At 39.8% G+C, this 13,758-nt stretch carries 10 protein-coding genes; 3 read left to right on the forward strand and 7 right to left on the reverse strand.

Features of this window, described 5'->3' with window-relative positions; genetic code table 11:
• Nucleotides 1-431 precede the first annotated feature (431 nt).
• The 3 genes from BLQ57_RS00290 (at nucleotide 432) to BLQ57_RS00300 (ending at nucleotide 4,068) form a co-directional block, all read left to right on the forward strand.
• Nucleotides 432-1,340 carry a glycosyltransferase family 61 protein gene (locus BLQ57_RS00290; protein ID WP_087937680.1) on the forward strand — a complete coding sequence of 303 codons (909 nt, stop codon included), beginning with the start codon at nucleotides 432-434 and terminating at the stop codon, nucleotides 1,338-1,340.
• Complete coding sequence (locus BLQ57_RS00295; RefSeq protein WP_087937679.1) at nucleotides 1,309-2,574, forward strand: NDP-hexose 2,3-dehydratase family protein; 1,266 nt, start codon at nucleotides 1,309-1,311, stop codon at nucleotides 2,572-2,574. Before BLQ57_RS00290 ends, BLQ57_RS00295 begins: the two co-directional genes overlap by 32 nt.
• Nucleotides 2,575-2,664: 90 nt before the next feature.
• Nucleotides 2,665-4,068, forward strand: coding sequence for an MFS transporter (locus tag BLQ57_RS00300; RefSeq protein ID WP_087937678.1), 1,404 nt, complete (start codon nucleotides 2,665-2,667; stop codon nucleotides 4,066-4,068).
• A gap of 171 nt (nucleotides 4,069-4,239) precedes the next feature.
• Here the strand turns inward: BLQ57_RS00300 and BLQ57_RS00305 are convergent, their stop codons facing one another.
• From BLQ57_RS00305 to BLQ57_RS00335, 7 genes are all read right to left on the reverse strand, one after another.
• A complete protein-coding gene (locus BLQ57_RS00305) occupies nucleotides 4,240-5,517 on the reverse strand; it encodes a serine hydrolase domain-containing protein (protein ID WP_087937677.1) in 1,278 nt (425 codons plus the stop codon).
• 79 nt (nucleotides 5,518-5,596) lie between these two features.
• Entirely contained in the window at nucleotides 5,597-6,709 is a 1,113-nt protein-coding gene (gene lpxB, locus BLQ57_RS00310; RefSeq protein WP_087937676.1) for a lipid-A-disaccharide synthase, read from the reverse strand.
• 495 nt (nucleotides 6,710-7,204) lie between these two features.
• Nucleotides 7,205-7,624, reverse strand: a complete 420-nt coding sequence (locus tag BLQ57_RS00315) for a 6-pyruvoyl trahydropterin synthase family protein (RefSeq protein WP_087937675.1) — start codon at nucleotides 7,622-7,624, stop codon at nucleotides 7,205-7,207.
• Nucleotides 7,625-7,694: 70 nt separating this feature from the next.
• Complete coding sequence (locus tag BLQ57_RS00320) at nucleotides 7,695-8,342, reverse strand: hypothetical protein (RefSeq protein ID WP_087937674.1); 648 nt, start codon at nucleotides 8,340-8,342, stop codon at nucleotides 7,695-7,697.
• Nucleotides 8,343-8,405: 63 nt separating this feature from the next.
• Nucleotides 8,406-8,951 (reverse strand): DUF4843 domain-containing protein, encoded by a 546-nt coding sequence (locus tag BLQ57_RS00325; RefSeq protein WP_169712691.1) that lies wholly within the window; start codon nucleotides 8,949-8,951, stop codon nucleotides 8,406-8,408.
• The gene (locus BLQ57_RS00330) at nucleotides 8,938-10,452 is read right to left on the reverse strand and encodes a RagB/SusD family nutrient uptake outer membrane protein (protein WP_087937672.1); all 1,515 of its coding nucleotides are present in this window, start codon (nucleotides 10,450-10,452) and stop codon (nucleotides 8,938-8,940) included. The genes BLQ57_RS00325 and BLQ57_RS00330 overlap by 14 nt, the downstream gene beginning before the upstream one ends.
• A gap of 11 nt (nucleotides 10,453-10,463) precedes the next feature.
• Nucleotides 10,464-13,490, reverse strand: a complete 3,027-nt coding sequence (locus BLQ57_RS00335) for a SusC/RagA family TonB-linked outer membrane protein (RefSeq protein ID WP_087937671.1) — start codon at nucleotides 13,488-13,490, stop codon at nucleotides 10,464-10,466.
• Between the last annotated feature and the right edge of the window lie 268 nt (nucleotides 13,491-13,758).

Genomic DNA, 13,758 nt, shown 5'->3' on the forward strand with positions numbered 1-13,758 from the left:
AAAACTTTCAGATTTCAGGGAATACTTGCTCTATGGGAATTGGATTTAATTACACCTATACCTTTCTGAATTCTTTAATTCATTTGATTCAAAAATCTTTCAATGCCCGATAGAAGCTTAATCAATTTTCCTAAAATGATCCAAAGGCGAAAAAACGGAATAAACATTTAAAAAATTGATTTCTGTTTTAGTGCCTTCTCAAAAGGTATTTTGAACTATTAAAATTAAAAAAGAGGTCCCTGAATGCTAATGAAGCTGACCAAACCATAAAATCATTATTATTTGAAAAAAAGTATTGATACTTTTAATTTGAGATACCATAAGGTGTTACCTGCTTTTTTTACGAAGAATTGAAATCGACAAATACTAAATTTCTTATTTTCCAAGCGGACCCAAGACGCGGGGGTGATTTAGGAAACTATTGGCATTACATGCTGGGTTTCTTTTTACCCGCAGTGCTGTGGATCCGCCAAAATCCACAAAATTGGTCAGATACCATTCTTCAAATTGATGCCTGTAATCCGCTTTCAGACAAACTCTTGAAAGAATATTTAGACCATGTTAAAATACCACATGAATTTGTAGAATTAACCGATAAAAGTACCAAGGGACCCCAAAGGGAATGGAAATCCTACCGAGCAAAAATAAAAAGAAGATTACTTAGGTTTGAATACGCGTTAAGAGGAGATCATACCTCCATTTTCGCTTATCATCTTTTTAGAAAAAGAAAGAATAAAATCGTCCTTCCTAGGTGGGACCATTACCTTGAGTTTTATGGTAAATTTCCATTGATTTTCAGGGAAAATTTTCATCCTCTCAGACAGCACCTCCTGTCTTGGGCAGGAGCTGAGCATATGAATGAAAAACCTTTAATCTGTATCATTGAAAGGGCAGATCCACCCTCTATTGTCAACTCCGAGCAGGGTAAAAAAGCGAGGTGGTTTAAAGGATACGGATCTACTAGGAGACGCTTACTTGGAATTGAAGAGTGTCACCGCAGACTTCTCGCTACGGGACACTATTCTAAAGTAGTGAACCCTGGAGAAATGTCATTAAAAGAGCAAATTCATGCTTTTTCGAACTGTAGTTATTTGGTCGGTATCAGAGGCGCAGAGTTTTTAAATATGATTTGGATGAAACCTGAGTCTAGCGTCATTTTGCAGGGCAGTGCCGATTTCAAAAATGAAGCGATACAAAAGAAACTTGCGGCAGCCTGCAGATTGAATTATTTAGAATTAGCACACGAGGGAGAAGTTTCTCCTAAATTAGAATTTGAAAAACTAAAATACTTACTTCCAAAACTTAACCATGACCACATCCCCAAGCCTGCGGAAAGCTGAAAATGCACAAGGGTTAATCGATTTTCTTTCAGAAACCAAAAAAGAGTCTCAATACGAGCTCCAAGAAATCAAATTTGCTGATCAATCCGCATGGAGTCTACGGGATGGTATCATCAGCCATCAATCCAATGGATTTTTTCAGGTGATTGGTCTTGAAAATCAAGATGATCCAACCGATCAAAAACTGATGCTTTATCAACCTCAAAGTGCCTTGACGGGGTTGATCTTCTGCAAAACAGGAAACACAATTTTTGTATTGCTACAAGCTAGAGTAGAGCCGGGAAATACCGGTGTGATCCAATATGGACCTACTATACAAAGTACGCCCGCCAATTACCTAAAACTACATGGAGGAAAGGCTACCGCCTATGTGGAATATTTTACCTCCTATATTCCAGGATGTCATCTGATTACACACAGTATGCAACATGATTTGGGAGGTAAGTATTACCAAAAAAGTAAAACCCATCATTACTTAGAAGTCAAAGAGTTAATCGAGACCCAAGAAAATATGATTTGGGCTTCAATACCAGCAATCAAAAACCTGCTTCAAGAGGATAATATTTTAAATGCAGACCTTCGATCACTTTTGGCTGTATTTGATTGGGATAATTATTGGTGGCAAAGCAAAAAATACATCGCTATCTATACTCTTCCTGCCGCAGACCACTACCCGCTAAGCACCTACAAAATGACTCCATTGGATAAGCTGAAAGATTGGGAGATTACAGATAAAGGCATTGAATCAAAAAATGGTCAATCCACCGGTTTGGGGTTTTATAAATTCTCCGCTACAAATCGAGAGGTAAGTTCCTGGACACAGCCCCTATTTCAGGTAGCAGGCCAAGGTATTGTTCAATTGATCTATAAAAAGGTAGATGACCTGATTTTCTTTTTAGTTAGTTTAGATTGGGAAGTGGGCATCTCTACACAGCAGGTACTTTATCCTAGCTATTATTTTAGTCCAGAGAACTCTTCACTATCAAGCCCCCATCAAGACGGTCAACTTATTGCTGAGATTATACAATGTGATGAGGGAGGAAGGTTTTACCAAAACGAAACCGTTTACCAGCTGATCGAAAACAGCAATATTTTACCAAATGAAAACCAATTTTGGTTGATAAGTGACAACCTTTCTTATTGTTTAAATCAATCCAATATCTGTTCTTTCCAACTCAGGTGTGCATCCTCGATTGCGCTTCCCCTGATCCACCCTATATCATTTATGGAGTGAAATGTGAAACCGGAAAGAGAAACCTGATTTGCTACGAACCCTACACGGCTACCTAGTGTTCAGTCACCATGCTCTTCAACAGAAAGGTTCATGTCTAGCATAATTGCTGATCAGAAAATCAAAAAAATTCTTCCGCTGATTTTGGCTACGGCCATTTTTATGATGATGCTGGATTCGATGATTCTCAATACTTCGCTTCCCGCCATAGCGGCAGACCTGAATGAGTCTCCACTCAATATGCAAAATGCCATCATCAGCTATGTGCTGACGGTAGCCTTGCTGATGCCCATCAGTGGGTTTATGGCAGATCGATTCGGTACCAAAAAGGTCTTTATTGCGGCTTTGATACTTTTTGCCATAGGTTCCTTGTTTTGCTCGATTTCCCAAAGTTTGACTCAGTTGGTAATTTCTAGAGTAGTTCAAGGCGTTGGAGGCAGCATGATGACTCCCGTAGGGAGACTCACTTTGATCAAAACTTTCCCTAGGAATGAAGTGGTCAATGCGATGAATTATGCCATTGTCCCTGCTTTAATCGGCCCCATATTGGGGCCCTTGGTTGGGGGCTACTTGGTAGACTATTTGTCTTGGCATTGGATATTTTTAATCAATCTACCCATTGCATTCATTGGAGTTATTTTGAGTCTTATTTACATGCCTGACTACCACTCTGAGTCCTCTGGCTTTGATATCAAGGGTTTTCTGATTTTTGCTGCGGGGACGTTTATTTTATCCATTTCCTTGGAGCTTTTGGGCAATTCGGTACAAACGACTCCTTTACTTTTTGGGCTATTTTTGGGCTTTTTGCTGTTGTACTTCTATTACAGGCATGCCAAAAAGAGGGAAGAGCCGATTTTCCCATTGAATTTATTTCAAGTGCGGACTTTTCGGATCGGTATTCTTGGCAATCTTGCCACAAGGCTGGGAATAAGCGCTATTCCCCTGCTTCTACCTCTGATGATACAAATAGGATATGGCAGGTCAGCAGTAACTTCAGGCTGGATCGTAGCCCCAATGGCCATTACAGCCATGCTGGGAAAATCGGTGGTAATGAAAATTCTAAATCAAATTGGTTATAGAAAAACATTGATTACAAACACCTTGATCATCGGCCTTTTGATTTGTTCATTGGCAATCCCGAGTATTGAAAGCTCAATTTATTGGCACATCCCAATCATTGGAGTCTTGGGCTTTTTTAACTCCATCCAATTCACCTCCATGAATTCCATTGCTATTGCAGACCTTCGCCCCTACCATACAAGCAGTGGCAATTCTCTGCTATCTGTTAATCAGCAAATGGCAGTAGGTTTTGGGGTCGCCTTCGGATTGGTAGTTCTCAAAATCTTTGAAGGAGACGTAAGCTTGATCCAAAATGAAATTCACAATGCTTTTCGCTATACATTTTTGGTTATTGGGGGCCTGACAATGCTATCAGCCATGGTTTTCAGAAGGCTACATATTCGCGATGGGAATAATTTAAAGTCTCAGAAAACCTGAAATGCATTTGGGCAAAAGAGGTTATGTTTACCATACATCTCATAAAAAGGCAATCTCAACTGCTAATTTCTAAGGATCTCTTCAATAAGAAATTTTCGGCAAGAACGACAGATTGATCATTTTCTCTAACGTTTTGTCTTTTCTCTAATTGCTACCCCTGTCCAAAACCCTCTAATCTATCAGTGTAAATACCATTTGCCTAAATTTCCAACCTGTCTGATCTCCATTACCAGCGCCGGAGGTTTGTTTGAAGATCAAGCCTATGATATTTTCCTCCGGATCGGCGAAATATTGCGTGTTGAAATACCCTCCCCAATCAAAGGTGCCTAAACTCCCCATTCCACCTAATTGTACTCCCTTGTCATCAACCAAGCCAAATACCAACCCATAATCTTTACCATTATTACCTAATAAATCACCCACCTGATTACTCATGATCGTTTGGATAGTATGTGGGCTTAAAATCTGATTTCTGTTATAAATCCCTCCATTGAGGTACATCTGAAGAAATTTGGCGTAATCTTCTGTGGTGCTCGATAGTCCTGCTCCACCTGAGAAAAACTTCTTTGCTCCACTTTTTGGATAATCCGGATCATAAAAAGTTACCGGGTAAGCTTTCCACTGATTTTCTTGATAGGTATGTACTTTCACCAATCTATCTCCTTGCTTCTCGTCCAGATAAAAACGGGTGTCATTCATTTTTAAGGGGTCAAAAATGCGTTCTTTCAAAAATTCATCAAAAGGTTTTCCACTAATAACTTCCACCAAATAACCTAATACATCCAAACCCTCACTATAAGTAAATTTCGCACCCGGTTCATGATGCAAAGGGAGTTTTGCCAGACGCTTGACACTCTCCTCGATGTTGATGTTCTCAGTAGTAAAGAGATCTGTCACCCCAGCCTTATGATAAATCATCTTCATCCGTTCATCGCCATCTATCACGCCATAACCTAAGCCTGATGTATGCGTCAGCAAATGCCGAATGGTAATCTGCCTACTACTGGGAACCGTGGTGTAAGTGGTATCCCCAAACCGAAACGTATTGAGAATTTGCGGATTATTGAATTCTGGAATGAATTTAGAAATCGGATCATCCAACCGAAACTTTCCCTCCTCCCATAAAATCATGACCGCAGTAGCAGTGATTGCTTTGGTCTGCGAGGCAATTCGAAAAATCGAGTTTATTTCCATATTTCTTCGATTTGCTACATCAGAATAGCCTTTGGCTTGGTGATAAATCACCCTTCCATCTTTGACAATCATAGCCACAAGTCCAGGAACCTGCTCCGTCTTAATAGCTTCATCGAGCATGGCATCAATTCGAGAGATTCTATCTTCAGAAATTCCCGAGATCACTTGATTACTTTGCTGGGTTAAAGTTTGTGACTGTGCGCCAGAGAAGAACATTAGCGCAGATAGAAAAATAAGAAAAGGATGGGTTTTCATAGGAATTTTGGGTTTGGTATAGCTAAAATAGCCTTAAACCAACCAAGTCCTACCCTATACCAAAAAAAGATTACTGAATCTACTTTGTATTTAACGAATTCAAAATTAATTCGGCAGCCGTCTTTGAGGCGGATTGAGTCCCTATTCGCTCTTTCACCAGATCATAGCCCTGAAGCATTTGACCCTTATATACCATATCAGAAACCATTTTCACCAATTCTGATTCCAGATTTCCAATTGAAAAATCATTTTGAATTAATTCTTTGACTACCATTTGATCAGCTATCAGATTGACTAAGGATATGAAAGGAACTTTGATCAATCCTTTGGCTATTTGGTAGGATATGGTACTTGTCTCATACACCACCACCTGCGGCACTCGAAATAAAGCGGTTTCCAACGTGGCCGTACCGGAAGTAACCACAGCAGCAATTGCATGAGAGAGTAAATCATAGGTTTGATTAAAAACCACCTTTATACCGGCCTTCTGAGCGGGAGAATAGAGCTTCTGATCTAATGAATCCACACCTGCTATGACAAATTGTGCATTGGGAAAGCGCGGTACCAAGGCTATCATTTTGCTAAGCATAGCTTCAATTTCCTGTTTACGACTTCCTGGTAGTAGTGCAATAATTGGTGAGTAACTCAATTCATTTTTTTGGAAGAAAAACTCATGTGGTTCAAACTTTCTAATCTCATCCAAAAGAGGGTTCCCTACATAATTCACCTCCATATCAAACCTTCTGAAAAAATCTGATTCAAAAGGTAAAATACTATAAATATGGTCAGTAAAAGCTTTCAGTTTTAAAGCTCTTTTTTGGTTCCAAGCCCAGACCTTTGGAGGAATGTAATAATGAACAGGGATATGATTAGCTTTTGCAAATTGGGCTATTTTCATATTAAAGCCCCCATAGTCAACTAAAATAAGCGCATCAGGCTGATAACGAATAAGATCCTTTTTAACCAGATTGAGGTATTTAAGAACTTTGCGAAAGCCTAGGACCACTTCCAAAAAACCCATAAGTGCCACTTCCGAATAATCAACAGCTAAGTCCACTCCTGCCTTTTGAGAGTAACTGCCACCCATTCCTCTGAATTCCAAAGAGGGGTTTTGCTCCTTCAACGCCAAAACCAAGTTAGAAGCGTGAAGATCACCTGAGCGTTCGCCGGAAATGATATAGAATCTCTTCAAATTTCGTAAAAGATAAATTTTTATTGGAAAGTATTAGTCAGAAAACATTACCTATGATTAAAACAAAGATGATCAATGTTAGGAATCTGGGCTTTCAATTTGTTGTTAATTAATTCTCATTTATTACAAATTTTCTTGACTTCCCCATCAGAAACCAATTCATAGTCAAAGGCTTCTTCCATCCAATGCCTAGTCTTATATTACTTTGAATTGCTGTCTATCAAATTGAAATAAGGCGATTGACATTAGCTCTGATTCTGTAAAATTCAGCAACTTCTCAACTACAGAACTAAATCCTATTTAAATTTTATCTAGGATAAGCATTCACTTTCTCTTTGAGAAACCATGTTGTCAAGTTATTGAGTAAGCTTATGAACTCCAAAGTTCAAAGAACAATTCAGAAAAAGATTTGATAAATAGTTAAAACAACCCTGCTCATTAAAGTATTACAGGAAAATTCATCCTTTATGCCCTTTGTGATAGAAAAATCATAAATCATTCACCGAAATACTCCACAAAGTTCCTCGGAGTCTCGTAAAGTGTCAATTTATACAGACCTCCATTAGGAGTAATTTCTTTGACCGCGGGCTCCAAGATTTTCCAAAATTCCATAATCAGAATTTCGCAAGAAGCCATTTTATCTTTCATGAAATCCACGTCCATGTTCAGATTTTTATGGTCTACTTTATCAATTACAAGACGGCGAATTAAGGTGCTTAGCTGCTTTAGATCTACCACAAACCCAGTCTCTGGATCAGGCATTCCTTTTACCGTTACAATCAACTCAAAATTATGCCCATGCCAATTGACATTGGCACAGGGGCCAAAAACCTCAAAGTTCTTTTCCTCAGACCAATTGGGGTTCCAAAGTTTATGTGCGGCATTAAAATGCTCTTTCCTACAAACGTAAATCATCAGCGCTTCAAATTCGGCGCAATTTAGTCAAAAGTAATCTTCAAATAAAATTTTATCCGTTCAGCTAAGATCACTTGATCAAGCGATCCATCAATCGAAGCCAATCTTCTTCTTTTTTAAGCTTTAATTTTTCTGCCTTGATCACAGCTAATGCCTCAGAAAGTAAAGGTTCGGAAAGCACATCACCCAATTGCTTTTCATTTTTAACAATTTTACAGGTGCCTTGGCTGCAGAGGTACAATTCTTCTGAAGGTAAAAATGCTTTGCCTCTATCAGAACCATAAGAAGAAGAAGTGGGATCATTTCCTACGGAAACAGAGTACAACTTAGCTAGAATCAAATCATCCTTACCTTTTAACTCTTCATAAAAAACGGTCTTCCCTTTAATGAGTGCATCCGACTTTTTAAATACTCTTTCTCTATTATTCTCAAAAATCACAAAGTAGGAAATCTCCTTGGGTTCAAAATAAAAACGCTCTCCCTGATACATATACTCTACTCTGTTTTCATATCCATTTAGAGCTAATTTACCTTCGTAAAATTCCCTTTCGTTGAAGAAAATTTTACCATCTGTAAAGTCCCCTACAAGAGGACTGCCTGAGATACCTGGATACTTTGCCATTAAAGGAGCACCATTGCCGATATCTTGAAGATTGGTTAGCTGGGCAAAGCCACTAAATGAGAGTAGAAAGAAAAAGGAAGCAAATAATACTTTCATAGTTATAGTAGTTAAATAAAAAAGGGAAAGGCGAATGCCCTTCCCTTATTTGGTTGGTTATTTTTACTGTTGTGCGATAGAGATACCTAAACGCTTGAAGTTTTCACTTGCAGCGATATCTGAACCGTTTCCATTAAGTTCCAATACCAAAGTAACAGGCGAAGTGCCATTGTCACCTTCAAGCAGTTCTACGGTAACTTCACCGAAGCTGCTATTGGCAGGAATTACAAAAGAACCGGAGGTGTTGTAATGAACACCTTCTACAGCAGTAGTTTTATCAGCAACAACGGAGTAAGTGATCGTTTCATCATTTGGTCTCTGTGCACTTACAAAGTTAACTCTGAAAGTGATCGTACCTGAACTTTCAGTGATGAAAGGTCTAGATGTATTGAGCGCAAATCCGTAGGCAGGGAGTCTGTTCACAATTGGAAAATCCTCTCCTGGTGCAGGTCCATTGAGAACCGTAGCATCAAACTCTACTACGGAACCGTCATATATTTCGTAGGCGAAGTCCTGCTCGATGCAAGAACCCAAACTAAATGCTACTAGTGCAAATAGAAATACCCTATAAATTGATTTCATCTGATTTCTTAATTTAATATCCTTCATTTTGAACAAGATTTGGGTTACCATCTACTTCTCTTTGAGGGATAGAAGCAAGGATTCTAACGTCAGTAAACGGTACATCTCCTTGAGGCTTAATGATATCTCTACCCAAACGCTTCAAGTCAAAGAATCTGTGACCTTCGAATGCAAACTCAAGCTTTCTCTGAAGAAGAACTTCTTCGAAGATCTCAGCGGCATCAGAAGACTCAAAAGGAGCCAAACCTCTAGCCGTTCTCAAAGCATTCAAGTTTTCCAAGGCACCATTGACGTCCAAAGTAGAAGCATAAGTCTTAGCCTCAGCCAAAATCAAAAGCATTTCACTTTTTCTGATTACAGGGACATTGTCAATGTATGGAACACCGATTTTACCAAGAAACTTGGTACACTCTAGTTTTGGACCAGATCCTCTACCGTTACCTACATTGTACAATTGCGCTCTCACATCATCGCCACGAGTAACTTCATAAGCTCTAGGGTCGTTTCCAGATCCTGAAGCAGATACTTGAAGTTCGCTAAGCAATTGAGCATTTGGAACGAAGTCACCCCATCCACCTTGATTTTGTGGATTGCTCAAGTCAATGATAGAGGTAAATGAAGCCTGAAGTGATGCATTTACACCACCTGTACCTTCACTTGCATTGAAGAAACGAACTTCGAACATAGACTCAGGATGAGCATCTGATCTCCATCCGGACACATAATCGTCTCCTTGAAGTACAGTCCCAACAGAGCTTGCCAAAGCTGCTTCCGCATTAGTGATAGCGGTAGGATAGTCTTTGGTATACAACGCCACTCGAGCTAGAAGCGCATGTGCAGCTCCTTTAGATGCGAAGTTTCTGTTGTTAGAATCAGCCAAAAGGGAAATAGCATCATTCAAATCAGAAACCATTTGAGCATAAGCATCTCCAATAGCACCTCTTCCAGGAAGTCTGTTCAAAGCTCCTTCTGAAGTAATTACACCTTCTGTAACTACAGGTACACCACCTCTATCATTTGCTTGTACCACTGCTCCGGGGATGTAAGCATACACCTTAGCCAAATCAAAGTAGTAAAGTGCTCTTAAGAACTTCAATTCACCTTCCCAGCCTGCTGCCTCTTCTGGAGAGACTGGAGGAGTATCGTTGAGTTGAGGGATAGCCTCTAAGATCAAGTTGATCTCATTGATCGCATAGTAGTTGTTTTGCCATGTGTCCAAGTGAGTACCAAACTGATTTCTTGCTTGGTTTATTTGTCTACCGGAATTTCCAGTAGCTACACCGATATCAGCAAGTGCATCGGCATCTGCCAATAGGGCTCTTCCGTAATTATCGCCAGATCTTAATCGGGCATATACAGAGTTGATTGCTGCCTCTACACCACCACGGGTTTGAAGGGCAATAGTCGCATCGATTGATTGTCTTGGATTAGTTTCCAATAGACTCTCGCAGCTTGTCGCGGTCAGAATCATTCCTCCCACCATTGCGGCCAAGCCTAATCTTTTAAATATGTTTGTTCTAATTTTCATTGTTTAATTCTTTAGAAACCTACCTGAATACCAACTGTATAATTTCTGGTCTGCGGAATGATACCAGTTGCAGCACCCAAGAATTCTGGATCATAACCTGGATAATCAGGAGCATATGTCCAAAGGTTAACACCTTGTGCATATACTTTTGCACGAGTCAAACCGATTTTAGACAATAAGGATGGGCTCAAATTGTAAGAAAGAGAAACCTGCTTCAATCGGATATAATCCGCATTAAACAAAGATGCACCTCCTGTATTCATACCTGAAGCTCTTACTTCTGTACCACCGCTGTATACCCTTGGCTGATAAGTCATTTGACCTGGCTCTGTCCATCTCGCATCGTAAGTTTGCTTCAATGCATTCAATGTCAAACGAGAAGCATTTTCACGCATGAAACCAACCTGACCATCTGGAACTAGTCTTCCGTACTCGTACTGGAAGAATACCGTCAATTCCAATCCTTTGTATGAGAAGGTGTTGTTCATACCTCCATACCAGCTTGGAAGAGAATTACCTAAGATTTTTCTGTCTCCAGCCTGTACCTGATACTTCAAGTTACCGTCGATATCATACCACATTGGACGACCTGTAGCTGGGTTTACACCCGCATACTCATAAGAGAAGTAAGAACCTAAAGATTCCCCTACTCGGATAGCAGGGTTTGAAGGTAATTCTTCTAGACCGTCATATAGAGAAGTGATTTCGTTCTCGATTCTCGTGATGTTGAAGTCAGTATCCCATCTGAAGTTATTAGTATTCACATTGACTGTTCTGATTTCAAATTCGATACCTCTGTTGACCAAAGAACCTACGTTTCTTGTAACTGAACCGAAACCATTGGTCCAAAGGATAGGCTGAGGGAAAAGTAGATCCTTAGAATTTCTGTTGAAGACATCTAATGCACCACTTACTCTGTTGTCGAATAATCCGAAGTCAACCCCAATGTTGATGGTTTCGTTTTTCTCCCAAGACAATTGCTCATTAGCAAGTCCTGAAGGACGAATACCTCCACCACCGTTATACGTACCAGTACCGATGTAAAGACCTCTTGAATCAAAGTTACCGATCTGATCGTTACCTGTCACACCCCAAGATGCTCTAAGCTTCAATTCAGATATTGTAGTACTCTCTTTCAAGAAACCTTCTTCTTTCAAATACCATCCCGCTCTTACAGAAGGGAAGAAACCGTAAAGGTTGTCAGCACCAAATCTAGAAGAACCGTCATATCGACCAGTCAAGGTCAACAAGTATTTCTTATTGTAGTCATAGTTAGCCTGCAAGAAAGTACCGAATCTCTTAAATCCAGTCCAGAAGGAAGTAATATTTTCTGGAATCGCAGCAGACTGTACTGTTCTGAATTGGAAGGTAGGGAAACCTGTACCCGAACCAGAAATACCTTGGTTGGTCTCAGATCTGTATTCCACACCATAAACCCCTGAAATGTTGTGAACAGAGTTGATAGTTTTGTTGTAATTCAAAGTTTGGGTTGTGATGAAGTTCACATTCCAGTTGGACTGAACCTGACCACGACCATTAACACCTCTACCGTCTGGAGTACGAGGGTCTGTATAATCTTCAGCTTGTACCAAACGATAATCTACACCAAACAATGATCTGAAGATCAAATTGTCAGCCAATTGATATGTAGCTGCAATATTACCCACCACTTGATTGGTTCTCTGAATACCACTGTTATAAGTATTTACAGCAATTACGTTTTGGTTCAAGATACCTCTGATGTTCTCATTGAAAGAACCGTCTTCGTTATAGATTGGGTTATGAGGAAGAACTGTAGCTGCAGAGAAAGCAGGGTTACCCAAAAATGCACCCGAAGTAGCAAAAGGAGTATTCTGTCCAAATGTACTCAAGTTCAAGTTAGTCTCAATATTCAATCTGTTAGTAGCCTTATGACCTAATTTCACTGCGAAAGTTCCTCTTTCGAAGTTTACAGGAGATACTGTGGCTTCCTGAGAGTTGTAAGATCCAGAGATGAAGAAAGTAGTCTTCTCATCACCCCCTGAAGCAGAAAGCTCATAGTTCTGAATTTTACCGGTGATCAAAGCTTCACGCTGCCAGTCGTAGAAAGGTAAATCTGCACCTATTTGATCTAACTCTTCCACAGATAAAGACTGCCAGTTGGAAGGTAAAACACCAAGATCATTTAACCCTCTAGCTTGAGGAATGTTAATTCCAGCATTGATGTAAGCTTCTTTTCTCAATTGATACACCTCAGTAGCATTGGTCACATCAAGCGTCTTAAGAGGCTCAGTGGTACCACCGTAAGCGTTGAATGTAAATTGAGCCTTACCAGCTTTACCTTTTTTGGTAGTAATAATTACAACACCATTTGCTGCTTGAGCTCCGTAGATCGCTGCAGTTGCCGCATCTTTCAAAATTTCCATAGACTCGATGTCGTTAGGGTTCAAGAAAGCAAGCGGGTTAGACTGAGTAAAACCTGCATCATCTCTTGAATTCAACTGCACACCATCTACGATGTAAAGAGGCTCATTACCTGCGTTAACAGAACCTACCCCTCTAATACGGATATTTACCGCACCACCTGGAATACCGTTAGCAGAAGCTACCTGAACACCAGCTGCACGACCTTGCAATGCTCTATCGAAAGACTGCATCGGCAAGTTTTCGATGACATCACCTCTTACTTGGGATACTGCACCAGTGACCTCTCTTTTGGTCTGTACACTGTACCCCGTAATCACTACTTCTCCTAGTAATTTAGTATCGGGGTCTAGAATCACGTCAAGCTCAGATCGATTTCCGATTGAGATTTCTTTGCTGGTGGAACCCACAAAACTAACTACTAATACATCAGATCCAGATGGAACTGAAATAGAGAATCGACCATCCAAATCGGTAGCTGTACCGATGGTGGTTCCTTTAACAAGAACGGTAGCTCCCGGAATAGGCAAATTGTCTTCCGAAGAGATTACCGTACCAGTAACCACGCGACTTTGGGCAAATGCTACTGCACTCCCCAATATCAGCATGAGTCCTAGAAGTAAAACTTTCCTCATATTTGGTTTGATTATGGTTTAAATTAGACTCAATGATATCCGTTTCCTTTGAATATCCCAAGTCTAAGACATAGAAAATTCATAAATGTTTTGGTTGTGGGACATGATAATTTCTTCGCAATTACCCCTGAAATCAATATAAAATTCCGATTAAGCTCTAATACATCTACTAATTCAAAAAATTATTCTCATTAAGGGAATGTTAACGGAAGTTAATTTTTAATACATATGCAGGTATTTTTTCTAAAAAACAGGAAAAAAAATTGAT

The sequence above is a fragment of the Algoriphagus faecimaris genome, assembly GCF_900101705.1.
Classification (GTDB): domain Bacteria; phylum Bacteroidota; class Bacteroidia; order Cytophagales; family Cyclobacteriaceae; genus Algoriphagus; species Algoriphagus faecimaris.

What these genes read in the sequence shown, in the direction of transcription:
- BLQ57_RS00290 (WP_087937680.1), top strand. Translation starts at nt 432, where the DNA reads ATGCTGGGTTTCTTTTTACCCGCAGTGCTGTGGATCCGCCAAAATCCA.
- BLQ57_RS00295 (WP_087937679.1), top strand. Translation starts at nt 1,309, where the DNA reads ATGACCACATCCCCAAGCCTGCGGAAAGCTGAAAATGCACAAGGGTTA.
- BLQ57_RS00300 (WP_087937678.1), top strand. Translation starts at nt 2,665, where the DNA reads ATGTCTAGCATAATTGCTGATCAGAAAATCAAAAAAATTCTTCCGCTG.
- BLQ57_RS00305 (WP_087937677.1), bottom strand. Translation starts at nt 5,517, where the DNA reads ATGAAAACCCATCCTTTTCTTATTTTTCTATCTGCGCTAATGTTCTTC.
- BLQ57_RS00315 (WP_087937675.1), bottom strand. Translation starts at nt 7,624, where the DNA reads ATGATTTACGTTTGTAGGAAAGAGCATTTTAATGCCGCACATAAACTT.
- BLQ57_RS00320 (WP_087937674.1), bottom strand. Translation starts at nt 8,342, where the DNA reads ATGAAAGTATTATTTGCTTCCTTTTTCTTTCTACTCTCATTTAGTGGC.
- BLQ57_RS00325 (WP_169712691.1), bottom strand. Translation starts at nt 8,951, where the DNA reads ATGAAGGATATTAAATTAAGAAATCAGATGAAATCAATTTATAGGGTA.
- BLQ57_RS00330 (WP_087937672.1), bottom strand. Translation starts at nt 10,452, where the DNA reads ATGAAAATTAGAACAAACATATTTAAAAGATTAGGCTTGGCCGCAATG.
- BLQ57_RS00335 (WP_087937671.1), bottom strand. Translation starts at nt 13,490, where the DNA reads ATGAGGAAAGTTTTACTTCTAGGACTCATGCTGATATTGGGGAGTGCA.